Genomic DNA, 24,557 nt, shown 5'->3' on the forward strand with positions numbered 1-24,557 from the left:
GCCGCGTCCGCTTTACAGCTCCGCCACCTCGATCACCCCCGACACGCTTTTCAACGCGGCGCGGCTCTGGGCCGTGAAGCTGTAGCCGCCGGGAAGCTGGATTTCAGCCTCCCGCAGCGCGTCCATCTCCACCAGAAGATGGATGCGTCCCTTGCCGCGGCCGAAGCGGTCGAGCATGGCCTTCAGGTGTGGCAGCGGCGCGGCGTCGCGCACCACCACCCGCAGCCCCTCCGACACCGAGGCGACGGCCTCGTCCAGCGGCTTCACCTCGTTGCAGGTCAGCCGCACCTCCTCGCCGTTCAACTGGGCGTCGACGCTCAGCAGCACCGCCCGCCCCGCCTCCAGCAGCTCGCGGGAGGAGGCCAGCGTCTCCGCGAAGCAGGTCACCTCATAGACGCCGGACGCGTCGGACAGCGCCACGAAAGCGAAGCGGTTCCCGGACTTGGCCGTGCGCTCCTGCCGGTTGATGACGATGCCGGCCATGCGGTAGCGGGTGGAGCCGCCGCGCGCCATGGCCGTCTGAAGCTCGGCCGAGCGCAGCACCTTCATGCGCGACAGCGGGCCGGAGAAGGCGTCCAGCGGGTGGGCGGACAGGTAGAAGCCGATGGCCCCGAACTCGTGCTTCAGCTTGACCAGCGGCTCCCAGTCGGCGATCTGCGGCAGCTTGGGCTCCTTCAGCCCTTCGCCCGATCCGCCGAACAGGTTGCCCATGCCGCTGTCGCGCTCGGCCGCCGCCGCCTGGGCGTAGCGGATCAGCGTCTCCAGCGCCGCGTGCACCTGCGCCCGGTTGGGGTTGATGCCGTCGAAGGCACCGGCGCAGGCCAGATTCTCCAACTGCCGCTTGTTGATGGTCTTCAGGTCCATGCGGCGGGCGAAGTCGAACAGACTGCGGAAGGGGCCGTTCTTCCGCCGCTCCTCGACCAGCGTCTTCATCGCGGCAAGGCCCACGCCCTTGACTGCGGCCAGCGCGTAGCGGATCGCCTTCTCCCCGTCGCCGACGGCCTCGACCGCGAAGATGGACTCGGAGCGGTTGATGTCCGGCGTCAGCAGCCGGATTTTCAGGCGGGTCAGCTCCTGCCGGAAGACGTTCAGCTTGTCCGTGTTGCCGAGGTCGAGCGTCATCGACGCCGCCATGAACTCCACGGGATGGTTGGCCTTCAGATAGGCGGTCTGGAAGGCGACCAGCGCGTAGGCGGCGGCGTGGCTCTTGTTGAAGCCGTAGCCGGCGAACTTCATCACCTGATCGAAAATCAGGCTGGCCTGGTCACCATCGACCCCGCGGCCGGTGGCCCCGTCCACGAAGATCTTCCGCTGGGCGTCCATCTCCTCCTTGATCTTCTTGCCCATCGCGCGACGCAGCAGGTCCGCGCCGCCCAACGAATAGCCGGACAGCACCTGCGCGATCTGCATCACCTGCTCCTGGTAGATCATGATCCCGAAGGTCTCCTTCAGGATCGGCTCCAGGCTGTCGTGCATGTAGTCCGGCTTTTCCTCGCCGTTCTTGACCTTGATGTATTTGGGGATGTTGTCCATCGGGCCGGGTCGGTAGAGCGAGACCAGCGCGATGATGTCCTCCAGCCGGTTGGGCTTCAGGCGCTTCAGCACGTCGCGCATGCCCGAACTTTCGAGCTGGAACACCCCGGTCGACTCGGCCCGTCCCAGGATCGCGTAGCTGCGTTCGTCCTCCAGCGGCAGGTTGGTCAAGTCCGGAGGGTCCGGGATCAGGTTGACCGCGGTCTGCAGCACGGTCAGGGTCTTCAGACCGAGAAAGTCGAACTTCACCAGCCCGGCCTGCTCCACATACTTCATGTTGAACTGCGTGACCGGCATGTCCGAGCGCGGATCGCGGTAGAGCGGCACGAGTTGGTCCAACGGCCGGTCGCCGATCACCACGCCCGCCGCGTGGGTCGAGGCGTGGCGGTACAGGCCCTCCAGCTTCAACGCGACGTCGATCAGCCGCTTGACCGTCTCGTCGCCGTCCCGCGCGGCCTGGAGCATCGGCTCGCTGTCGATGGCCTGCTGGAGCGTGACGGGGTTGGCCGGGTTGTTCGGCACCATCTTGCAGATCTTGTCGACCTGCCCGTAGGGCATCTGCAGCACGCGGCCGACGTCGCGCAGCACCGCGCGCGCCTGGAGCTTTCCGAAGGTGATGATCTGGGCGACGCGGTCGTAGCCGTACTTGTCCTGGACGTAGCGGATCACCTCTTCGCGGCGGTCCTGGCAGAAATCGATGTCGAAGTCGGGCATCGACACACGCTCGGGGTTCAGGAAGCGCTCGAACAGCAGACCGAAGCGCAGCGGGTCCAGGTCGGTGATCAGCAGCGACCACGCCACCACGGAGCCGGCACCCGAGCCGCGCCCCGGCCCCACCGGAATGCCCTGCTGCTTGGCCCACTTGATGAAGTCCGACACGATCAGGAAGTAGCCGGGGAACTTCATCCGCTCGATGACGTCCAGCTCGAACTCCAGCCGCTCGCCGTAGGTCTTGCGCGCCTCGTCCTTCTCGGCATCGGTCATGGCCGGGGTGAAGACGCTCTTCTCCAGCCGGTAGGCCAGCCCGTCCCGCGCCTGGGCGCGCAGCTCCTCGGCCTCGCTGCGGCCGGCCTCGGTCGGGAAGGCGGGCAGGATCGGCTTGATGGGCTTGAGCAGGAAGGAGCAGCGCCGGGCGATGACGACGGTGTTGTCCACCGCCTCCGGCAGGTCGGCGAACAGCAGCCGCATCTCCTCCGCCGACTTGAAGCGGTGGTCCGGCGTCAGCCGCCGCCGCTCGTCCTGGCTGAGATAGGCGCCCTCGGCAATGCAGAGCAGCGCGTCGTGAGCGGCGTACATGCCCTCGTCGGCGAAGTAGCAGTCGTTGGTGGCGACCAGCGGCAGATCGTGGGCGTAGGCGAGGTCGATCAGCGCGGGCTCGATGGCGTCCTCGATCGCCGCGAAGGCGCCGCTGTGCCGCTGCAACTCCACGTACAGACGACCGGGGAACAGGCGCTTCAGCGTGCCCAGCGTCTCCACCGCCAGATCCTTCTGCCCCTCGCCCAGCAGCCGACCGACGGAACCGCCGGGGCCGCCGGTCAGGGCGATCAGCCCGTCGCTGCGGCCCTCCAGCGCGTCCATCGTCACCTGCGGGCCGGCCATAGGGTCCGACTCCAGGAAAGCCTTGGAGACCAGCGCCATCAGGTTCCGGTAACCGGTCTCGTTCTGGCAGAGCAGCACGAGCTGGTCCGGTGCCGGCGGCTTGCCGGGCAGGCCGGGCTTGGCGTCGGCGGGAACCACGCGGGTGATGCCCAGCACCGTACCGATGACCGGCTGCACCCCCACATCCATGGCCGCCAGCGCGAATTCCAGCGCGCCGAACAGGTTGCCGGTGTCGGTCACAGCCACCGCCGGCATGCGCTGCTTGACGCACAGCTTCACCAGCTCCTTCAGCTTGATCGCCCCTTCGGAGAGCGAATAGGCGGAATGGACGCGCAGGTGGATGAAATCGGCGTTGGGCATGCTGTTCCCTTCCGGGCGCTCCGTGGGCACCGGCATGGCGGCGCCGACGCGGGGGATGTCGTCATGCCGCAACCGGCACCGCGATTCAAGGCTATGCGAATGGTTCGCCCCGGCGGCGATTCATGGTATCCCGCTGGGGCAGCCGGTGCCAGACGCGAGGGGAACAAGCGCGACGGGGCCGGCCGGAACAGGGACCGTTCGGGAGATGCCCATGCGACCGCTCCGCCATGCCGCCGGGGCCGTGCTGCTGCTGACCGCGCTGGCCGCCTGCCAGCCGATGCCGCCGCCGCTGCCCGACGCCACCGCGGCCCGGCCGGCGGCGGAGCCGAAGCCGTTCCGCGACCGCCGCGGCTGGGTGGTCACCATCGTTCCGGCCAGCGGGTCCAACCGCGCCCACTGCGTGGGGCAGCGCGCGGTGCCCGCGGGGCTCGCCGTCACCTTCATCGCGGGCGACCCCAACTCCTCCTTCCGCCTCTCCGGGCTGCCCACCACGCCGCCGCCCGGCGCCAGCGAGCGGTTGGCCGTCCGCTTCGACGACGGGCGCGATCGCGAACGGCGCACCTTCGACGCGCGCGCGCTGCCCGACGGGTCGCTGGAGGTCACCTTCCCCACCATCCAGTATGACGGCATCCTCGACCATTTCGGCCGCGCCCGCACCGTCACCTTCGAATCCCAGCGGCTCGGCCTGATCGGGTCGGTGGATCTCGACGGCTCCTCCTGGACCATCAACGCGACCGACGAGTGCCGGCGGATGCACGTGTTGCCGTGACGGCCATGCGCCAACCGCGCTTGTGCGCGGTGGGTTGCCCTCTCTAGGGTCGGCCCATGCCGATCCGTCACATCGCCCTCGCCCTGCTGGTCGCCGCCGTCTGGGGCTTCAACTTCGTCGTCATCAAGGTGGGGCTGCGGGATTTCCCGCCGATCCTGTTCTCCTGCCTGCGCTTCGCGCTGGCGGCGACTCCGCTGCTGGTGCTTGGTTTCGCGGGCGGGCCACCGGTGGCGTGGCGCTATGTGCTGGGAATCGGGATGATGCTGGGGGTGGTGAAATTCTCGCTGCTCTTCGTCGGCATGGACATGGGGATGCCGGCCGGGCTGTCGTCCCTGCTGCTCCAGGCGCAGGCCTTCTTCACCGTGCTGTTCGCCGCTGTCGCGATGGGCGACCGGCCGGGACCGCGGCAGCTTTCCGGCATGGCGCTGGCCTTCGGCGGGATCGCGGTGATCGGGACCGACCTGACCGGTGCCGGCACCGGCTCGCTGGCCGCTCTGGCGCTGGTGATCGCCGCCGCCGCGGCGTGGGGCGTGTCCAACATCATGATGAAGCGGGCGGCGGCACCGGACCTGCTGCGGCTGATGCTGTGGGTCAGCCTCGTGCCGCCGCTGCCGCTGCTGGCCCTGTCGCTGACGGTGGAGGGGCCGCAGCGGGTGGGCGACGCGCTGGCGGGACTGTCCTGGCTGGGCCTCGGCTGTCTCGCCTACATCGCCGTGCTGGCGACGTTGTTCGGCTTCGCCGCCTGGGGCTTCCTGCTGCGGCACCACCCGGCCAGCCTCGTGGCGCCCTTCACCCTGCTGGTGCCGGTGTTCGGGATGAGCTCGGGGGCGCTGCTGCTGGGGGAGACGGTGTCGGCGACCAAGATGGCGGGTGCGGCGCTGATCATGCTGGGGCTGGCGGTGACCGTGCTGCGCCCGCCGCGCCTCCTCACCCGCCGAGCGACGCCTTGAGGAATTTCACCGTCCGGTCCCAGGCCAGCCGCGCCGCCGGTTCGTTGTAGCGCTCGGCCGAGGTGTCGTTGTTGAAGGCGTGGTTCACGCCCTCGTACATGTGCTTCTCGTAGCGGACGCCGGCTGTCTTCAGCGCCTCCTCGTAGGCTGGAACGCCCTGGTTGATGCCCTGGTCGAGCCCGGCGTAATGCAGCAGCAGCGGCGCCTTGATGATGCCGGCCATGGCCGGGTCCGGCGAGCGGCCGTAATAGACGACGCCGGCGCCGAGGTCGGGCGACTTCACGGCGAGCTGGTTGACCATGCCGCCGCCCCAGCAGAAGCCCACGGCACCCACCTTGCCATTGGTCCGGTCGCGGGCCATCAGGAAGGACATGGCACCCACCAGATCCAGCACCACTTTGCTGCTTTCGAGCTGGCCGATCATGCTGCGGGCACGGTCGGCATCCTCCGGCGTGCCGCCCAGCGGCGACAGCAGGTCGGGCGCCAGCACCACGAAGCCTTCCAATGCCAGCCGCCGGGCGACGTCCTGGATGTGCGGGTTCAGCCCGCGGTTCTCGTGGATCACGATCACGCCGGGCAGCACCGCCTCGCTCTGCTTTGGCCGGACGAGATAGCCCCGCACCGGACCGGTGCCGCCCTGATACTCCTCCCAGCGCGCGTCGAGCCGCGAGTCGTCGGCGGCCACCGCCGCGGCGGCGGCCGGGTTCGGTTCCAGAGCACCCAACACGGCCGGTACCAGCGCCGCACCGCCGAGCATGGCCGTGAGGCGTTCCAGGAACACGCGGCGTTCCAGCGGGGCGTGGGTGTATTCGTCGTAGAGGTCGATGATCCGCTGGTCCATGTCCCTGTCCTTCCCGGTGTTTGCCAGAGAGATCGCGCGCGGTCCGCGCGGCTCCAACTCTGCGCTTCGGTCTATGACGCCGGCCGGCCGCGACACCAGGGCGCTGGCGTATGAAAGGTTGCACTGATAGGGTCGCCTCATACCTCGAACGATCGGGGTAACGCCCTCCTGCAAGCGGTTGAACGCCATGGCCGTGCCCGCCGATTTCGATGCGTTGCGCTATCTCGCCAGCAACCCCGACCTCGTGAACGCCTTCGGAGTCGATGTGGAGGCGGCCTACGCCCATTGGATCCACCACGGCCGGGCCGAGGGTCGCAGCCTCACCAGCTTCGATCCGCTGCGCTACATCGCGTCCTATGGCGACCTCGCGGCGGCGTTCGGCACCAACAGCACGGCGGGCCTGCTCCATTACCTGACCGCCGGCCGGCTCGAGGGGCGGAGCGCGTCGGGCTTCGACGCGCTGCAGTACCTCGCCAGTTACGGCGATCTGGCGTCCGCTTTCGGTGCCAACGAGACCGCCGCCTACGCCCACTACATCACCAATGGGCGTTTGGAGGGGCGGACGGCCAGCTTCAACGCCCTGCAATACATCGCGTCCAACCGTGACCTGATCAGCGCCTTCGGAACCAACACGACCCTCGGCTACCTGCACTACATCGCCCATGGCCGGTTGGAGGGTCGGCCGACGACCGGGTTCGACGTCACCGCCTACCTGACCATGAACACCGACGTGGAGCAGGCCTTCACCGGGAACACGACACAGGCGGTGCTCCACTACATCCAGCATGGCGCGTCGGAGAACCGGCCGACCTCCGGGACCGACTATGCCGGAAACTCGACGGCGGCGGCTCGGCTGATCGGCGTGGCGGACGAAGCATCGCTCGCCTACAACGATTATGTCGGGGCGACCGACACCGACGATTATTACAGCTTCACACTCACGGCGACCAGCAACCTGAACCTGACGCTGCAGCGGCTGAGCGCCAACGCCGACGTCCAGCTCCTCAGTTCGACCGGGACTGTGCTGGGCAGTTCCTCCAACGCCGGCACGCTGAACGAGACGATCAACGCCTACTCGCTGACGGCCGGGAGCTATTACGTGCGGGTGCAGGCGCCGACGTCCGGCGGTACCGGCTACCGGTTGGCGTTGAACACCACCGTGTCTGCCAGCACCGGCAGCGACAGTGCCGGCGACACGCTGGCGACGGCCCGCCAACTCGGCACGCTCAATGGCGCGCTCCCGACGATCCAGGACGCGATCGGTGGCAGCGACACCAACGATTACTACCAGTTCACCACCGGCGGCACGACCAACTTCCGTCTGGGCCTGAGCGGCCTGTCGGCGGACGCCGACGTTCAACTCCTCGATTCGAGCGGGTTGGCGCTGGCCTCGAGCACCTATGCCGGCAACCACGCGGAAGCGATCTATTACAACGGGCTGGATGCCGGAACCTATTACGTCCGCGTCTACCCCTACGCCGGCAGCACCAGCTACAGCCTCGATCTCTCCGCGACCGCGGTCACGGGGGCAAGCTCGGCCGATCTTGGCGGCAACAGCTTCACGGCGGCCAGCAACCTGGGCACGCTCGGCGGCACGGCCATTTCCGTGCAGGATTTCGTCGGCACGTCGGATCGACTCGACTACTACCGCGTCACCACAACGGCCACCTCGACCTTCCAGGCGACCCTGACCGGTATGTCGGCCGACGCCGACCTGCGCCTGTACAACAGTTCGGGCGTGCAGATCGCGTCGAGCCTGAACTGGTCCTATTTGGACGACAACATCCGCTACAACAACCTGGCTGCCGGCACCTACTACGTGCTGGTCAACCAGTTCTCCGGAAGCACCAACTACACGCTGACCCTGCAGGCGGCGGGCTCGACGGCGGTCAACGAGGCGCCGCGCCTCACCGGCAGCGTCAGCACACAGTCGGCCACGGAGGGGGCCGCCTTCACCTACCAGGTGCCGTCCACCCTCTTCGTCGATCCGGAGAACCAGGGGCTCACTTACAGCGCCACCCAGACCAACGGATCGGCCCTGCCCTCCTGGCTCAGCTTCAACGCCGGCACGCGCACCTTCAGCGGCACCGCGCCGTCGGGCACCGCCGACGTGGCCGTCCGCCTGACGGCGCGCGATCCGGCGGGGGCATCCACCTCCGCCGACTTCACCGTCACCACGCCGTCGGCTTCCTCCATGTCGACCTGGACGGTGATGGTCTATGTAGATGCGGACAACAACCTGGAATCCTTCGGCATCGAGGACATCAACGAGATGGAGGCGGCCGGCCTGCCGTCCAACGTCAACGTCGTGGTGCAGATGGACCGCATCGGCGGCTACGCCACCTCCAACGGCAACTGGACCGACACCCGGCGCGGGCGGATCACCAGCGACACCAACACCGGCCTGATCGGCAGCACCCTGACCTCGATCGGCGAGGCCGACATGGGCGCGGGGGAGACGCTGACCAGCTTCATCAACTGGGCGTCCGGCACCTACCAGGCGACAAACTACGCGCTGGTGATCTGGAACCACGGCGGTGGCCTGACCGGCACGAGCTGGGACGACACCAACAACTCGAACCTGACCATCTCCGAGACCACACGCGCCATCGCCAACTCCAACATCGGGCGGGTGTCGATGCTGGGCTTCGACACCTGCCAGCAGGGCATGGCGGAGCAGGCGATCGACGTCCGCAACATGACGGAGGTGCTGGTCGCCTCCTCCGAGAACGAACCCGGCGACGGCTGGGACTACACGGGGTGGCTCAACCGGCTGGCCGCCAACCCCTCGGCGACCGCCACCCAGCTCGGCGCCGCCGCGGTCAGCGCCTACGATGCCTTCTACAACGACAGCAGCTCCACCCTGGCGGCCACGCGGGTCAGCGCCTACGACGCGCTGACCACCAGCCTGAACAACTTCGTGTCGACGGTCACCGGCAGTGCCACCTCCGCCGACTGGACCGCGATCACCAGGGCGCGCACGGCGGCGCGCAGCTATGGCGGTGTCGACGCCTACCGCGACCTGGGCGGCTTCATGGGGTCGGTGGCAAGCAACGCGTCCACCGCGTCGATCCGCAGCGCCGCCAGCGCGGTGCAGTCGGCCGTCAGCAACTCGGTGATCCAGCAGGTCAGCATCAGCGGCTCCTCCGGCCTCAGCATCTATCTGCCGTCGGCGAGCAGCAGCCTGTATTCCGGCTACTCGGAGGGCAACCTGTCCTTCCTGTCGTCGGTGAACTGGGATGATTTCCTGACGGCGATGCGCACCTACGGGCGTAGCGGTGCCGGTGCCGAGCTTGTCGCGGAGCTGGACGCGCAGGAACGCGCCCGCGGCATCACCGCCAGCGGGAACCGCTACACCGGCTTCGATCTGCTGGGCCAGACGGGCGGGATGCTGGCTTCCGCCTGACGCGGCGGTCTCACCCCCGCGGGTGCAGCAGCCCGTCGCGCAGCTCCAGCACCCGGTCCATCCGGCCCGCCAGCTCGTGGTTGTGGGTGGCGATCAACGCCGCCACGCGCGAGCGGCGGACGAGGTCGGTCAGCATCGCGAAGACATCGTCGGCCGTGTGCGGGTCCAGGTTGCCCGTCGGCTCGTCGGCGATCAGCAGCCCCGGCTGGTTGGCGAGCGCGCGGGCGATGGCGACGCGCTGCTGCTCGCCGCCCGACAGGCGGGCCGGCCGGTGGTCGGCGCGCTTCTCCAACCCCACCGCGGCGAGCAGCGAGCGCGCCCGCTCCGCCGCTTTGGGCTTTGCCACGCCAGCCACCATCTGCGGCAGCACGATGTTCTCCAGCGCCGAGAATTCCGGCAACAGATGGTGGAACTGGTAGACGAAGCCGATGGCGCGGCGGCGCAGCTCGGTCCGCTTGCCGTCGTCGAGCCCCGACGCCTCGACACCGCCGATCCGCACCGAGCCGCCACCCGGTCGCTCCAGCAGACCCGCGATGTGCAGCAGCGTGGATTTGCCAGCCCCCGAGGGCCCGACCAGCCCGACCAGCTCGCCTGGCCGCACCGCCATCGCCGCACCCCTCAGGATCTCCAGCCGCGTGCCCGCCTGCTCGAAGACGCGCACGATCCCGTTCAGCTCCAACATCGGTCCATTCCCGTCCATGCCATCACCCGCTGCGGCATCACTCGTAGCGCAGCGCTTCGACCGGGTCGAGCCGGGCAGCCCGCCAGGACGGGTAGAGCGTCGCGCCGACCGACAGGGCCAGCGCCATCGCCACCACCTGCACCACCTCGCCCCAATCCACCTTGGCCGGCAGTTGCGACAGGAAATAGATCTCGGCGTTGAACAGGTTGGTGCCGGTCAGCCCCTGGATGAGCTGCCGGATGCCTTCGATGTTCTCGCAGAACAGCACCCCCAGCACCAGCCCGGCCAGAGTCCCCACCACGCCGACGGTGGAGCCGGCCAGGAAGAACACCCGCATGATCATGCCGCGGGTGGCGCCCATGGTGCGCAGGATGGCGATGTCTCGGCCCTTGTCCTTCACCAGCATGATCATGCTGGAGATGATGTTGAAGGCCGCGACCATGATGATCAGCGACAGGATCAGGAACATCACGTTCCGCTCGACCTGCAAGGCGGTGAAGAAGCTGGCGTTCGACTGCTGCCAGTCGACCACGCGGCCGACGCCCGCCACCTCGGCCGCGATGCGGTCGCGGGCCGCGGCGATGCGGGTGGGGTCGCTGACGAACACCTCCAGCGAGGTCACGGCCTCCGGCACCCGGAAGAAGAGCTGGGCCTGCTCCAGCGGCATGAAGACGAAGCTGTTGTCGTACTCGAACATGCCCACGTCGAACACCGCGGCGATGGTGTAGGCGCGCATGCGCGGCACGGTGCCGAAGGCGCTGACATTGCCCTGGGGTGCTATGAGGGTGAGCTGGTCGCCCACCGACAGCCCCAGCCGCTGCGCCATGCGGATGCCGATGGCGACGCGATCCTCGCCGAAGGCCTCGACCGAGCCGCGCAGGATGTTGGTGGACAGGGTCGGCCGCTGCCGGAAATCCTCCGGCCGCACCCCGCGCACCAGGGCGCCCGACGCGGTGCCGCGCACGCTGACCAGCGCCTGCCCCTCCACCGTCGGCGTCACCCCGACCACGCCGGGCACCCGGCGCAGCGCCTCGGCGAGCCCGTCGAAACCGTTCAGCGGCCCGCCGCGCGCGGCGTAGACGTTCAAATGCCCGTTCAGCCCCAGCACCCGGCCCAGCAGCTCCGCCCGGAAGCCGTTCATGACCGCCATGACGATGATCAGCGTCGCCACCCCCAGCGCGATGCCGAGCAGCGAGAATCCGGCGATGACCGAAATGAACCCTTCCTGCCGCCGCGCCCGGAGATAGCGCATCGCGACCATGCGTTCGAACGCGGAGAAGATCATGGGATGCCCGGCATCGTGCGCGCAAAAGGACGGTGGACCATTCGGCCCACCGTGGCGGAAGATGGGGCGCGTGGCGCCCCGTTCAACGAGCGTAGGCCAAGCCGCCGGCCGTTCACCCGCCGATCAGCCTGGTCAGCGCGAACTCCTCCGACACCTCCTCCTTCTGGCCGGTGGCGCGGCGCTTCAGCTCCACGGTGCCGTTCTTCAGCCCGCGCGGGCCGACGACGAGCTGCCAGGGCAGGCCGATCAGGTCCATGTCGGCGAACTTCACGCCCGGCCGCTCGTCGCGGTCGTCGTACAGCACGTCCAACCCGGCGGCGCGGAGCTTGTGGTAGAGGTCCTGGCACACGGTGTCGGTCTGGCTGTCGCCAGGCTTCAGGTTGACCAGCCCCACATTGAAGGGCGCCACGCTGTCGGGCCAGATGATGCCGTGATCGTCGTGCGACGCCTCGATGATGGCGCCGGCCAGGCGCGACACGCCGATGCCGTAGGAGCCCATCTCCGCCAGCACCGGGTTGCCGTCGGGACCGGCCACCACGGCGTTCATCGGCTTGGAGTATTTCGTCCCGAAATAGAAGATGTGTCCGACCTCGATGCCGCGGGCCGAGACGAGCTGGTCCTCCGGCACCGGGCTCTCGCCCGGAACATGCTTCTCGTCGGTGGCGGCGTAGATGCCGGTGCACTTGTCGAAGAAGGCCTGCAGGTCGTCTCCATAGCCGGGAGCGTCGGCCAGCACGTCCAGGTTCATCCAGTCGCGGTGGCAGAACACGCCGCTCTCGCCGGTCTCGGCCAGGATGATGAACTCGTGGCTCAGGTCGCCGCCGATGGGGCCGGTGTCGGCGCGCATCGGAATGGCCTTCAACCCCATCCGCGCAAAGGTGCGCAGATAGGCCAGGAACATGGTCTGGTAGGAACGACGCGCCCCGGCCGCGTCGATGTCGAAGGAATAGGCGTCCTTCATCAGGAACTCGCGCCCCCGCATCACCCCGAAGCGCGGCCGGATCTCGTCCCGGAACTTCCACTGGATGTGGTAGAGGTTCAGCGGCAACTGGCGATAGCTGCGCACGAAACCACGGAAGATGTCGGTGACCATCTCCTCATTGGTGGGGCCGTAGAGCATGTCGCGGTCGTGACGGTCGGTGATGCGCAGCATCTCCTTGCCGTAATCGTCGTAACGGCCGCTCTCCCGCCACAGATCCGCCGACTGGATGGTGGGCATCAGGATTTCCTGTGCGCCGGCGGCATCCTGCTCCTCGCGGACGATCTGCTCGATCTTCTGGAGCACCCGCCAGCCCAGCGGCAGCCACGCGTAGATACCGGCGCTGGTCTGCCGGATCATGCCCGCACGCAGCATCAGCTTGTGCGACACGATCTGCGCGTCGGCGGGGGATTCCTTCAGCGTGGGCATGAAAAAGCTGGACAGCCGCATGGCTCTGACTCGCGCGTAAGCGGTTCGGGGAGTGGGACTTTAGGAAGCCGGACCCGGCTTGTCCACCGCTCAGCGCGTGCGGCAGACGGCGTAGAGCTCCGCGCGGGCCGAGGGGCCGACCGGCTGGCCATTGAACAGCACCCGGTCGCCCTGGATGGTGATGCGCCCGAACTCGGTGCTGAGCGGCAGCCCCTGCGGAACGGCGAAGCCCATGCGGCGGGCGAAGGCCGCGGTCACCGGCATCTCGAAACGGTCGAGGCCCGGAAGCGCCCCGCCGGAGCCCGGCAGGTCGGCCGGCGCCACCGGGTTGCCGCGCACATCCACCCCCGGCGTGTACTCCACATCCGGTGCCGGCCGGTGCGCCGGCAGGTACCGGCACAGCGCCGGGTCGATTCCGGCGGATGGCGCCTGCGCCACGGCCGAGGCGGACGCGACCATGACCAGCACCGCAACCGCAAGCCCGCGCATGGTCGTCCCCCGGTTCAGTCGTCCATCTGGAGAGTGTTGGGCATCGATTTCCAGTAAACCGACAGATAGGGCATGCCGCGTTCCGCCTCCTCCTGCGTCCGGGCGGACTGGCGGATGTATTTCCCGATGAATGTCTTGTTGACATGCTCCAGATCGACCGCAGCCTTCAGCACCAGAAGCTCGCCGACCCGCTCCGGCAGGTTGTAGTGCCATTTCTGGAGGGCGTCGGAAAGCACACCCGGCTTCGCCTGCTCATGCCCGCTCAGGTAGAATTCCTGGTGATGGTACTGCTTCAGTTCCTTCATGGCGGCGAACAGGCGCGCCGGCTTGGTGCGCACCAACGACTTGAAGAACCGGACATCCTCATAGAACAGCGGCAGGAAGCCCCGCTTCTCCGCCAGCCCGGTGAGCATGGCGTAGAGCCCCTCCATCACCACCGTCTCGCCCTCGCCCGCCTCGTCGCGCTTGGCCGGACCCTTGGAGCGCCCGAACAGCGACTGGAGGAAGCCGCCCTTCTTCTCCTTCGGAGGACCGTTGGCGGCGGCCGCAGCGGCGGCCGTGGTCTTGCGTTCCGCCCACAGCGAATCCCACGCGAAATCCCACGCCACGAAGACGGCGTTCGACCGGTCGTCCAACACCGTCAGCAGATACTCGCGCCCCTCGCGGGCCCAATCCACATCCCCAAGAATGGCCCGCACCGGGCGGCGGCTGATCACGATGGGGTAGATCCCGACGCGCAGGATCTCCGTATAGATGTCAACAAAGATCGGTGTCTGCGCGAAAGGCAGGAGTGAACAGGGCTGCTCCTCCGGTTGCAGCAGCTCCAAGGTCTTTTTGGTACGCTCCATCAACTCGGTCAGCAGCACCGCCGAGAACTGGTCGAAGCGCTCCTTCTCGTTCGCGGTCATTGACGCCCCGATCACCGTCCCCCGCCCGCAACCCTGCAGTGGCGAGACTCCCTTGAAATCCACCCGCGGCGCAAGAGCCGTTCCGCGCCAGTCCTCCGGAATGCGACATTCTACGACGAAATCTTAAAATTTTCCGACATTGGTGAACATACACGCGACAGCGGCGCACTTTTGCCGGGCGACCGAAAGAAACGGGCGCCGCGCCGGACATCATGCTGCGCCGGCACGCCCCAAAAAGAAAGGGACCGCGCAGACGGAGCAGCGCGGCCCGAGGTTAGGGAGGAATCGCCACCAGGCGTCGGAAAAGAGGGCAAGCCCTCTCAACACGACGAATCTTGATCCGGATTCCGGCACATGGCAAGCCCAAATGTGAGGCAACGGATAACGTTGCCCTATTTTTTTGCAGTTCTGCCCAGAGACTGGACAACTGCCTTGGACTTGATCGTCCAATTGCTCAAATCGTAATCACCATATCCGGTATACCCAACCTTGACCGCGGCCATCCAGGGTGGGTCAAGCGCCGCGACTCCATCCCACACCGGACAGCCGGGGTGGTGGGCGCCGGGCAGATAACCGAGGCTCATCAGGAACTCGCCGACGATCTCCCCGCCAGTGAAGCGGAAGGTTCCCTTGAACAGCTTGACCCACTCGGGCTTCGTGCGTGGATGGTGGGCGCGCAGCCACGCCGCGAAGGACCCGTGCGACGCCCGCATTTCCTGAATGCGCCGCGCGTTCGCGATGGCCGCCTCCACCTTCAACCGGTTGCGCACGATGCCGGCGTCGGCCAGCAGCCGCGCCACATCGTCCGGTCCGAAGGCCGCCACCCGGTCCACGTCGAAGCCGGAGAAGGCCGCCCGGAACGCGTCGCGCTTCTTCAGCACGGTCAGCCAGGACAGGCCGGCTTGGTTGATCTCCAGCACCAGCCGCTCGAACAGGACGGACTCGTCGTCGGACGGGAAGCCGTACTCCGTCTCGTGGTAAGGGCCGTGGAAGGAATGGCCGGGCGCCGCCTCGCAATAGGTCGAGGACATCACATGTGCCGGGCCATGTCGCGGAAGGAGATGAGGTCCGACGCCACGACCCCGTAGATCGCCAACCACACCAGCACCGAAATTCCCGTGGTCACCGCGAACTTCATCAGCATCCGCGGCCGGGCGGGGGCGCTGTCCGCCATCCCCTCCTCCGGCTGGTCGGGCGGTGTCGCCCCCCAGGGCAGGACGGCGAACAGGATCACCCACCAGGTGATCACGAAGACGGCGATGCCGGACACCCACCCCATGACGATCCCCTACGCCTGCTCCAACTCGACCAGCGTGCCGCAGAAATCCTTGGGGTGCAGGAACAGCACGGGCTTGTCGTGCGCGCCGATCTTCGGCTCGCCGTCGCCCAACACCCGGGCGCCCTGCGCCTTCATCCGGTCACGCGCGGCCATGATGTCGTCCACCTCGTAGCAGACGTGATGGATGCCGCCCGACGGATTCTTCGCCAGGAAGGGCGCCACCGGCGAGCGCTCGCCGAAGGGGTGGAGCAGCTCGATCTTCGTGTTGGGAAGCTCGACGAACACAACGGTGACGCCGTGCGGTGCCAGATCCACCGGCTCCGACACCTTGGCCCCCAGCGTGTCGCGGTACAACGCGGTGGCCGCCGGCAGGTCCGGCACGACGATGGCCACGTGGTTCAGCTTGCCGATCATGGGACTGTCCTCTTTCAACTCAGACGCGGACCAAGTGGACCTCGGTGACCGGCTTCTTGCCATGCGACGCGTTGAAGCTCCGGCGCACGGCGATGCGCGCGGCCTGCCGCACCTGCTCGTCGTCGAGCCGCGCCGCCTTGGGCAGCGCCGCCACCGCCTCGCGCACCGCGTCCACCACGTCGAGCAGCGCATCGTGCTCCTGCCGCTCGTCGAGCAGCCCCATGGTGGCGACCTGCGGCGCCGTGATCAGCTCGCCGCGCGCGTTGATCACCAGCGTGGCGACCGCCGCACCATTGTGGATCATCCGGTTGCGCGATTTCAGCAGGCCACCGTCGAGCGGCACCAACCGCTTGCCGTCGAGCGCCAGCCGACCGGCGTGCACCTGCGCCACCACCTTGGCCGGGCCGGGGACCAGACGCAGAAGCTCGCCGTTGGTGGGGACGATCCCCTGCCCCACCTGACAATCGGTCGCGATGCGCAGATGCGCCAGTTGATGGCGCTGCTCGCCATGCACAGGGACGGCCACCTGCGGGCGGACCCATTGATAGAGCCGGACCAGCTCGTCCTGAGCGGGATGCCCCGACACGTGGATCGGCGCGTCGTCGGCCGTCACCACCTCGATGCCGCGCGCCACCAGCAGATTCTGTATGCGGCCGATCGCCCGCTCGTTTCCGGGGATCTCACGCGAGGAGAAGACGGCGACGTCGCCCCGCTCCAGCGTCACCTGCGGGTGATCGCCGGCGGCGATCCGGGCGAGCGCGGAGCGTGGTTCGCCCTGGCTGCCGGTGCAGATCATCACCACCTCCCCGCGCGGAAGGTAGCCGACGTCATGCTCGGTGAGGAATTGCGGCACATCCGCCAAATAGCCGTTGGACCGCGCCGCCTCGTTGATCCGCCACAACGACCGCCCGACCAGCGCCACCCGCCGCCCATGCGCCGCCGCCGCCGCGGCGATGCTCTGCAGCCGCGCGACGTTGGTGGCGAAGCAGCTCACCGCGATGCGGTTGCGGTAGCGGCCGAACAGGTCGGTCAGCCCCGCCAGGACCTCCGCCTCCGAGCCGGAGGTGCCGGGAACCATGGCGTTGGTGCTGTCGCACACCATGGCCGCCACGCCGGCATCGCCGATGGCGCGGAACTTCGCCTCGTCGGCCACATCGCCGAGCTGCGGATCCGGGTCGAGCTTCCAGTCACCCGTGTGGAGCACCGTCCCGGCCGTCGTGCGGATCGCCACCGAGCTCGGCTCGGGCACGGAGTGGGTGACCGAGACGAACTCGAGGTCGAAGGGCCCGACCTCGAATCGCCCGCCGATCGGCACCTCGTGGATCGGCACCCGTCCGCTCAACCCCCGCTCCACCAGCTTGGCGCGCAGCACCGACGCGGTGAAGGCGGTGCAATAGACGGGGCAGTCGAGCTCCGGCCACAGATACTGGACCGCGCCCAGATGGTCCTCATGGGCGTGGGTCAGCACCAGCCCGACCAGATCCTCGCGCCGCTCGGCGATGAAGGACGGATCGGGCATGATCACGTCGAGCCCCGGCATGGTCTCGTCGGCGAACGAGATGCCGAGATCGATGATCAGCCATTTCCCCTTGTGACCGTAGAGGTTGAGGTTCATGCCGATCTCGCCCGAACCGCCGAGCGGGAGGAAATAGACGGCATCGTCCTCGAGCGCGAAGCCGTCGCCGGCACCCGGAAGACCGGAATCCATGTCGATCATTGAGCCACGTTTCGCTTGTACACGAGCAGGAGCCCGCGAGTGGTGAGTTCGTTGTCGACGTGATGGACCATGCCGGACGCCTCGGCGAAGGCGCGCCCCAGCCCGCCGGTGACGATCACCGTCACCACCGGGTCGCCGGTCGGCGACAGCTCCGCCTTGATGCGCCCCAGCAGCCCTTCGATCATGCTGGTGTAGCCCCAGAACATGCCGGACTGCATCGCCCCGACCGTGCCCTTCCCGATGACTTGCGGCGGGCGCACGATGTCCACCTTCGGAAGCTGCGCCGCCACGCGGTGCAACGCGTCGAGCGCGAGGTTGGGTCCCGGCGCGATCACCCCGCCGGCAAAATTTCCGTTCGAATCCACCACGTCGAAGGTGGTGCCGGTGCCGATATCCACGACGATCAGAGGCGCCGGATAGCGGGCCCGGGCGGCGATGGCGTTGACCAGCCGGTCGGCCCCCGCCTCGCGCGGGTTGTCGAGCAGGATGCCGATGCCGAGATCGACCGCCGGGTCACCGATGCGCATCGGCTCGCAGCCGAAATGGTCGGTGCACAGCCGCACGAGGTTGAAGGTGGCGGCCGGCACCACGCTGGACAGGATCGCCGCGTGGATGTTCACCGCCTTCAGGCCCTTCATCGCCATCAGCGCGAGAAGCCACACCGCGTACTCGTCGGAGGTCCGCCGGCTGTCGGTCGAGATCCGCCACTGGCCGCGCTTCGCGTCGCCATCGAACACGGCGAAGACCACGTTGGTGTTGCCGGCATCGATCGCAAGCAGCATGTCAGCCCTCCGCCGGGGACGCCGGCGCACTTCCGAAGAACACGTCGCCGGCGGCGATCCTGCGCCGTCCGGTCCCGTCCTCCGGATCAAGCAACAGAACGCCGTCCATGTCCAGATCGGCGAAAACGCCGCGCACCGCCTCCCGCGCCAGCCGCACCGTCACCGGACCGCCGAGCCCCACGGCCCGCGCCAGCCAAGCGTCGCGGATCGCCGGGAACCCGCCCCCGGCCCACAGCCCGTACCAGTGGGCGAGGCAGGCGGCGTAGACCTCCAGCGCGACCGTGAGCGGCACGTCCTCCGCCCCCTCGCTCGCCAGCGACGTGGCGGCATACTCGGCAAGGTCCGGATGGTGCCGCACGTTGATGCCAACGCCGAGCACCAGCCAATCCACCGCGCCGTCTGCCCCCGGCTCGGACTCGAGCAGGATGCCGGACAGCTTGCGCCCGCGCACCAGCACATCGTTCGGCCATTTGCAGCCGACTCCGCTGCCCGCCGGCAGCAGCCGCTCCGCCATGTCGGCGACCGCGAGCGCCGCTACGAACGACAGCTGCGCCGTCTCGGCCGGTGACCGGCGCGGGCGCAGTATGGTGGAGCTGTAGAGATTGCCTTCGGGCGAGGACCAGGCCCGGCCACGCCGGCCGCGCCCGGATTCCTGCCGCAGCGCCCACACGACCGTTCCCTCCGCAGCGCCCTGGCGGGCGAGCTGCTTGGCCTCGTCGTTGGTGCTGCCGACCCTTTGGAACCCGACGACACGGAACCCCGGAGGCAGGCGGAGCCCGTCCGCCTCCGACAGGGTTCCGTCCGTCATCCGGCGAACAGCGCGGCCGCCGCGGCCGCTGCGCTGTTCAGGATCGGGGCCGGAGCCACGAAGAACAGCAACGTCACCAGGCTGGTGGCGACGAGGATGCCGGTCATCCCGTCGTCGTTCACCTTGTCCATCGTCTCCACCGGCTCATCGAAATACATGATCTTGATGATGCGCAGGTAGTAGTAGGCGCCCACCACGCTGGTCAGCACGCCGATGACGGCCAGCGTGTAGAGATGCGCCTCGACCGCCGCCAGGAAGACGTAGAGCTTGCTGAAGAAGCCCGCCATCGGCGGGATGCCGGCCATGGAGAACATGAAGATCGCCATGGCGGCGGCCAACATCGGGTTGGTGCGCGACAGGCCGGCGAGGTCCTTGATGTCCTCGACCATGCGGCCGTTCTGCTTCATGCACAGGATCACCGCGAAGGTGCCGACGTTCATGAACAGGTAGATCGCCATGTAGATCAGCACGCCGCGCACGCCTTCCTGCGTGCCGGCGGCCAGCCCGACCAGCGCGTACCCGATGTGGCCGATCGAGCTGTAGGCCATCAGGCGCTTGATGTTGTTCTGGGTGATCGCGGCGAACGACCCCAACGCCATCGACAGGATCGACGTCACAATGATGATCTGCTGCCACTGCCCGACGAGGTCGCCGAACGGCTCGATCAGCAGGCGGGTGAACAGCGCGATCGCGGCGATCTTCGGCGCCACCGCGAAGAAGGCGGTCACCGGGGTCGGGGCACCCTCGTAGACGTCCGGCGTCCACATGTGGAACGGCACGGCCGAGATCTTGAAGGCCAAACCGGCCGCCACGAAGACGAGCCCGATGATCACGCCCGCCGACGGGTGCGTGCCGCCGGCGAACAGCGCCGCGATCTTGTCGAACGCCGTGGTGCCGGCGAAGCCGTAGACCAGCGACGCGCCGTAGAGCAGCAGGCAGGACGACAGGGCGCCGAGCACGAAATACTTCAGCCCTGCCTCCGACGAGCGCGCGCTGTCACGGCGGAAGGCGGCGATCACGTAGAGCGCCAGGCTCTGCGTCTCCAGACCGACATAGAGCGAGATGAGGTCGTTGGCCGAGATCATCATCAGCATGCCCAGCGTCGCGAAGAGCATGAGGACCGGGAACTCGAACCGGTCCATCTTCTCGCGCTGGATGTAGCCGATCGACAAGATGACCGACAGCGCCGCCGCCACCAGCACCAGCACCTTCATGAAGACGCCGAAGGCATCCATCACGAACAGCCCGTTGAAGGTGACCACGCGCCCGGTGCCGTAGCCCATCGACAGGACCGCGGCGAACAGCATCGCCAGCACCGTCATGTAGGCGACGGCCTTGGTGGAGTTCTCGCCGCGGAACACGCCGATCATCAGCAGCGCCATGCCGGCGCAGGCGAGGAACAGTTCCGGCAGCGCCGGCCAGAGGTCGGGAAAGGGAGCCATCATGATCGCACCTCAGCGCGCGGCGACGGAGACGGAACTGGCCGCGGCGGCCAGCTTGGACTGGTAGGTCTGGATGAGCTGGGCGGTCGAGGCTTCCGTGACCTTGAGGAAGCTGGTCGGGTAGATGCCCATCCACAGCACCACGATGATGAGCGGGACGAACACCGCGATCTCGCGGCCGTTCATCTCGAACATGTGATGCTTCACATCCTCCTTGGTCAGCTTGCCGTACACGATGCGGCGGTACAGCCACAGCGCGTAGGCGGCACCCAGGATCATGCCGGTGGCGGCCAGCATCGCCACCCAGGTGTTGTCGCGGAAGGCACCCAGCAGCACCAGGAATTCACCCACGAAGCCCGAGGTGCCCGGCAGACCCACCGACGCCATCGTCATGAACAGGAAGACCACGGCGTATTTCGGCATGCGGTGGACGAGGCCGCCGTAACGCGCGATCTCGCGGGTGTGCAGCCGGTCGTAGACGACGCCGACGCACAGGAAGAGCGCACCCGACACGATGCCGTGCGACAGCATCTGGAAGATCGAGCCCTGGATGCCCTGCTCGTTCAGCGCGAACATGCCGATGGTGACGAAGCCCATATGCGCCACCGACGAATAGGCGATCAGCTTCTTCATGTCCTCCTGCGCCAGCGCCACCAGCGAGGTGTAGATCACCGCGATGACGCTGAGCGTGTAGACCAGCGGGGTGAAGAACTCCGTCGCCTCGGGAAGCATCGGGATGTTGAAGCGCAGGAAGCCGTAACCGCCCATCTTCAGCAGCACGCCGGCCAGGATGACCGAGCCGGCCGTCGGCGCCTCGACGTGGGCGTCGGGCAGCCAGGTATGCACCGGCCACATCGGCACCTTCACGGCGAAGGACGCGAAGAAGGCCAGCCACAGCCAGATCTGCATGTTGCGCGGGAAGGCGGTGGCGGTGATCGTCGGGATGTCGGTGGTGCCGGCCTGGAAATACATGACCAGGATGGCGATCAGCATCAGCACCGAGCCGAGCAGCGTGTACAGGAAGAACTTGAACGCCGCGTAAACCCGCCGCGGTCCGCCCCACACCCCGATGATCAGGAACATCGGGATCAGCACGCCTTCGAAGAACATGTAGAAGAGGACGAAGTCGAGCGAGCAGAACATGCCGATCATCAAGGTCTCGAGGACCAGGAAGGCGATCATGTACTCCTTGACGCGGGTCTGCACCGACTCCCAGCTCGCCAGGATGCACAGCGGCATGAGGAAGGTGGAGAGGATGACGAACAGCACCGAGATGCCGTCGACCCCCATGTGGTACGTGATGTTGAAGTCAGGGATCCACTCCCGCCTCTCCACCATCTGGTAGGCAGGGTTGGCCGGATCGAAGTTGATCCAGATGAAGAGCGACAGGACGAAGGTGATGATCGTCGTCCACAGGGCGACGTAGCGCGCGTTGCGGGCCACATCCTCCTGCGTTCCGCGCACGAAGAAGATCGCGACGGCACCGACCAGCGGAAGGAAGGTCGTGAACGTCAGAAGCGGCCAGTTCGCCATTGTTGTTGTTCCCCCGTTCCGCTCAGCCGAACATCGAGAGCCAGACGACCAGCGCCACGACCCCGATCACCATGGCGAACGCATAATGGTAGACATACCCCGACTGCAGCCGGCTGGCCCGAGCCGCCACATCCTGCGTGGCCGCCGCGATGCCGTCCGGACCGACCCCGTCGATCACCGCACCGTCGCCCGCCTTCCACAGCCCGTAGCCGAGCCAGCGTGCGGGCTTCACGAACAGCGTGTCGTACAGCTCGTCGAAGTACCACTTGTTGTACAGGAACTGGTGTGCGCCCTTCGCCGCGTTGGCGATCCGCCCCGGCAACCCGGGCATCATGATGTACAGCACATAGGCGAGCGCGATGCCGACCAGACCGACGATCAGCGGCAGCATGGGCACCCAGCCCGGCACATGGTGGGCGGCTTCCAGCGTGTCGTTCTCGTGCAGGACCTTGATGGCGGCGCCCCAGAAATGCTCCCGACCCTCGCCGACGAAGGAATGGTTGAACAGCATGCCGGCGAACACCGCGCCGACCGCCAGCACCGCCAGCGGCACCGTCATGATCAGCGGGGATTCGTGGACATGCGCCATCACCCGCTCATTGGCCCGCGGCTTGCCGTGGAAGGCCATGAACAGCAGGCGCCAGGAGTAGAAGGCGGTCAGGAAGGCCGCGGCGATGCCCAGCCAGAAGACGAAGGTGCCGTGCGCGCTGTGGTCGGCGAAGGCAGCCTCCAGCACGATGTCCTTCGAGTAGAAGCCGGCGAAGACCGGGATGCCGGCCAGCGCCAGGCTGCCGATCCACATCAGCGCGTAGGTCACCGGGATCAGGCGCCAGATGCCGCCCATGTTCCGCATGTCCTGCTCGTCCGACATGGCGTGGATCACCGACCCGGCGCCGAGGAACAGCAGCGCCTTGAAGAAGGCGTGCGTGAACAGGTGGAACATGGCGGCGCCGTAGGCCGACACCCCGGCCGCGAAGAACATATAGCCGAGCTGGCTCATGGTCGAGTAGGCGATCACCCGCTTGATGTCGAACTGCGTGAAGCCGATCGTAGCCGCGACGATCGCCGTCAGACCGCCGACGATGGTGACCACCGCCAGCGCGTCCGGGGCGTATTCGAACACCGGCGACAGGCGGCAGATCATGAACACGCCCGCCGTCACCATGGTCGCCGCATGGATCAGCGCCGACACCGGGGTCGGGCCTTCCATCGCGTCCGGCAGCCAGGTGTGCAGGCCGAGCTGCGCCGACTTGCCCATGGCGCCGATGAAGAGCAGCAGGCAGGCGCAGGTCAGCGCGTCGAACTGCCAGGACAGGAAGGTGATCTTCTGGCCCACCAACTCCGGAGCCTTGGCGAAGATCGTGTCGAACTCCACCGAGCCGACCAGCACGAAGAGGGCGAAGATGCCGAGCACGAAGCCGAAGTCGCCGACGCGGTTGACGATGAAGGCCTTCATCGCCGCGTTGTTGGCGCTCGGCTTGTCGTACCAGAAATTGATCAGCAGGTAGGAGGCGAGACCCACGCCCTCCCAGCCGAAGAAGAGCTGCACGAGATTGTCGGCCGTCACCAGCATCAGCATGCAGAAGGTGAACAGCGACAGGTAGGCCATGAAGCGCGGCTTGTTCGGGTCATGGCTCATGTAGCCGACCGAATAGACGTGCACCATCGCCGACACGGTGTTCACCACCACCAGCATGACGGCGGTGAGCTGATCGACGCGCAACGCCCAGGACACCTCCAGCGCGCCGCTGTCCATCCAGGTGAACAGCTGCACGGTGCGGGGGCCGCCGTGGCCGGTGACCTGGAAGAACAGGATCCAGGACAGTACAGCGCAGACCAGCAGCGCGCCGCAGGTGACGAACTGCGCCGCCCGGTCGCGCCAGTCCGGCCCGTGATGGCCGTGGCCGCCGTGTGAATCGTGACCGTGGTCGTGACCATGGCCGTGGTGGGCGTCCGGCGATCCGGCGAAGAGGGCGATGGACCCCGCGACCAGGAACGCCAGGAGCGGAAGGAATACGACGAGCACTTCCATGGCGGCGGCCTCAGCCCTTCATCATGTTGATGTCTTCGACTCGGATCGAGCCGCGGTTGCGGAAGTAGACCACGAGGATCGCGAGTCCGATCGCCGCCTCGGCCGCCGCCACGGTCAGGATGATCATGGCGAAGATCTGACCGACGAGGTCGTTCAGGTGCACCGAGAAGGCGATGAGGTTGAGGTTCACCGCCAGCAGCATCATCTCCACCGACATCAGGATGATGATGACGTTCTTGCGGTTCAGGAAGATGCCGAAGATTCCCAGCGTGAACAGGATCGCCGCGACGGTCAGGTAATGCCCAAGCCCGATAGCCATG

The 24,557-nt window shown here is 67.5% G+C and carries 20 protein-coding genes; 3 read left to right on the forward strand and 17 right to left on the reverse strand.

The genetic code is table 11. From position 1 onward, the window contains the following. Nucleotides 1-12: 12 nt before the first annotated feature. Complete coding sequence (dnaE, locus tag HL658_RS06595) at nt 13-3,492, reverse strand: DNA polymerase III subunit alpha (RefSeq protein WP_180281117.1); 3,480 nt, start codon at nt 3,490-3,492, stop codon at nt 13-15. Nucleotides 3,493-3,703: 211 nt separating this feature from the next. Here dnaE and HL658_RS06600 point away from each other — a divergent pair, with 211 nt between their 5' ends. Next, complete coding sequence (locus HL658_RS06600) at nt 3,704-4,261, forward strand: hypothetical protein (protein ID WP_180281118.1); 558 nt, start codon at nt 3,704-3,706, stop codon at nt 4,259-4,261. Nucleotides 4,262-4,317: 56 nt separating this feature from the next. After that, on the forward strand, nt 4,318-5,211 hold the full coding sequence (locus tag HL658_RS06605) for an EamA family transporter (protein ID WP_180281119.1): 894 nt from the start codon (nt 4,318-4,320) through the stop codon (nt 5,209-5,211). On the opposite strand, the gene HL658_RS06610 is transcribed toward HL658_RS06605, so the two are convergent. Continuing rightward, entirely contained in the window at nt 5,189-6,052 is an 864-nt protein-coding gene (locus HL658_RS06610; RefSeq protein ID WP_180281120.1) for a dienelactone hydrolase family protein, read from the reverse strand. The genes HL658_RS06605 and HL658_RS06610 overlap by 23 nt on opposite strands. A 187-nt stretch (nt 6,053-6,239) precedes the next feature. On the opposite strand from HL658_RS06610, the gene HL658_RS06615 reads away from it, so the two are divergent. Further along, complete coding sequence (locus HL658_RS06615; RefSeq protein WP_180281121.1) at nt 6,240-9,458, forward strand: clostripain-related cysteine peptidase; 3,219 nt, start codon at nt 6,240-6,242, stop codon at nt 9,456-9,458. Nucleotides 9,459-9,468: 10 nt separating this feature from the next. On the opposite strand, the gene HL658_RS06620 is transcribed toward HL658_RS06615, so the two are convergent. The 15 genes from HL658_RS06620 to nuoK all read right to left on the reverse strand — a co-directional run bounded on the left by HL658_RS06620 (nt 9,469) and on the right by nuoK (nt 24,556). Next, entirely contained in the window at nt 9,469-10,140 is a 672-nt protein-coding gene (locus HL658_RS06620) for an ABC transporter ATP-binding protein (protein ID WP_180281122.1), read from the reverse strand. Nucleotides 10,141-10,177: 37 nt separating this feature from the next. Continuing rightward, nucleotides 10,178-11,425, reverse strand: coding sequence for a lipoprotein-releasing ABC transporter permease subunit (locus HL658_RS06625; RefSeq protein ID WP_180281123.1), 1,248 nt, complete (start codon nt 11,423-11,425; stop codon nt 10,178-10,180). A gap of 112 nt (nt 11,426-11,537) precedes the next feature. Further along, on the reverse strand, nt 11,538-12,854 hold the full coding sequence (gene proS / locus HL658_RS06630) for a proline--tRNA ligase (protein WP_180281124.1): 1,317 nt from the start codon (nt 12,852-12,854) through the stop codon (nt 11,538-11,540). A gap of 69 nt (nt 12,855-12,923) precedes the next feature. Beyond that, the gene (locus tag HL658_RS06635; RefSeq protein WP_180281125.1) at nt 12,924-13,322 is read right to left on the reverse strand and encodes a hypothetical protein; all 399 of its coding nucleotides are present in this window, start codon (nt 13,320-13,322) and stop codon (nt 12,924-12,926) included. Nucleotides 13,323-13,336: 14 nt separating this feature from the next. Then, nucleotides 13,337-14,230: a hypothetical protein gene (locus tag HL658_RS06640; protein ID WP_180281126.1), complete on the reverse strand. Its 894-nt coding sequence runs from the start codon at nt 14,228-14,230 to the stop codon at nt 13,337-13,339. A 392-nt stretch (nt 14,231-14,622) separates the two neighbouring features. Then, the gene (locus HL658_RS06645) at nt 14,623-15,261 is read right to left on the reverse strand and encodes a DNA-3-methyladenine glycosylase I (protein ID WP_180281127.1); all 639 of its coding nucleotides are present in this window, start codon (nt 15,259-15,261) and stop codon (nt 14,623-14,625) included. After that, on the reverse strand, nt 15,261-15,509 hold the full coding sequence (locus HL658_RS06650; RefSeq protein WP_180281128.1) for a DUF1467 family protein: 249 nt from the start codon (nt 15,507-15,509) through the stop codon (nt 15,261-15,263). Before HL658_RS06650 ends, HL658_RS06645 begins: the two co-directional genes overlap by 1 nt. A 9-nt stretch (nt 15,510-15,518) precedes the next feature. Next, nucleotides 15,519-15,923, reverse strand: coding sequence for a methylmalonyl-CoA epimerase (gene mce, locus HL658_RS06655; protein ID WP_180281129.1), 405 nt, complete (start codon nt 15,921-15,923; stop codon nt 15,519-15,521). Nucleotides 15,924-15,942: 19 nt separating this feature from the next. Continuing rightward, nucleotides 15,943-17,631: a ribonuclease J gene (locus tag HL658_RS06660; protein WP_180281130.1), complete on the reverse strand. Its 1,689-nt coding sequence runs from the start codon at nt 17,629-17,631 to the stop codon at nt 15,943-15,945. A gap of 5 nt (nt 17,632-17,636) precedes the next feature. Next, complete coding sequence (locus HL658_RS06665; RefSeq protein ID WP_180281131.1) at nt 17,637-18,422, reverse strand: type III pantothenate kinase; 786 nt, start codon at nt 18,420-18,422, stop codon at nt 17,637-17,639. Nucleotide 18,423: 1 nt separating this feature from the next. Then, entirely contained in the window at nt 18,424-19,230 is an 807-nt protein-coding gene (locus HL658_RS06670; protein WP_180281132.1) for a biotin--[acetyl-CoA-carboxylase] ligase, read from the reverse strand. Further along, the gene (nuoN, locus tag HL658_RS06675; RefSeq protein ID WP_180281133.1) at nt 19,227-20,675 is read right to left on the reverse strand and encodes an NADH-quinone oxidoreductase subunit NuoN; all 1,449 of its coding nucleotides are present in this window, start codon (nt 20,673-20,675) and stop codon (nt 19,227-19,229) included. Before nuoN ends, HL658_RS06670 begins: the two co-directional genes overlap by 4 nt. 9 nt (nt 20,676-20,684) lie before the next feature. Continuing rightward, a complete protein-coding gene (locus HL658_RS06680) occupies nt 20,685-22,205 on the reverse strand; it encodes an NADH-quinone oxidoreductase subunit M (protein ID WP_180281134.1) in 1,521 nt (506 codons plus the stop codon). A 22-nt stretch (nt 22,206-22,227) separates the two neighbouring features. After that, nucleotides 22,228-24,237, reverse strand: a complete 2,010-nt coding sequence (gene nuoL, locus HL658_RS06685; RefSeq protein WP_180281135.1) for an NADH-quinone oxidoreductase subunit L — start codon at nt 24,235-24,237, stop codon at nt 22,228-22,230. A 10-nt stretch (nt 24,238-24,247) separates the two neighbouring features. Next, nucleotides 24,248-24,556, reverse strand: coding sequence for an NADH-quinone oxidoreductase subunit NuoK (nuoK, locus tag HL658_RS06690; protein WP_180281136.1), 309 nt, complete (start codon nt 24,554-24,556; stop codon nt 24,248-24,250). Nucleotide 24,557 lies beyond the last annotated feature (1 nt).

The sequence above is a fragment of the Azospirillum oleiclasticum genome (assembly GCF_013423485.1).
GTDB classification, from domain to species: domain Bacteria; phylum Pseudomonadota; class Alphaproteobacteria; order Azospirillales; family Azospirillaceae; genus Azospirillum; species Azospirillum oleiclasticum.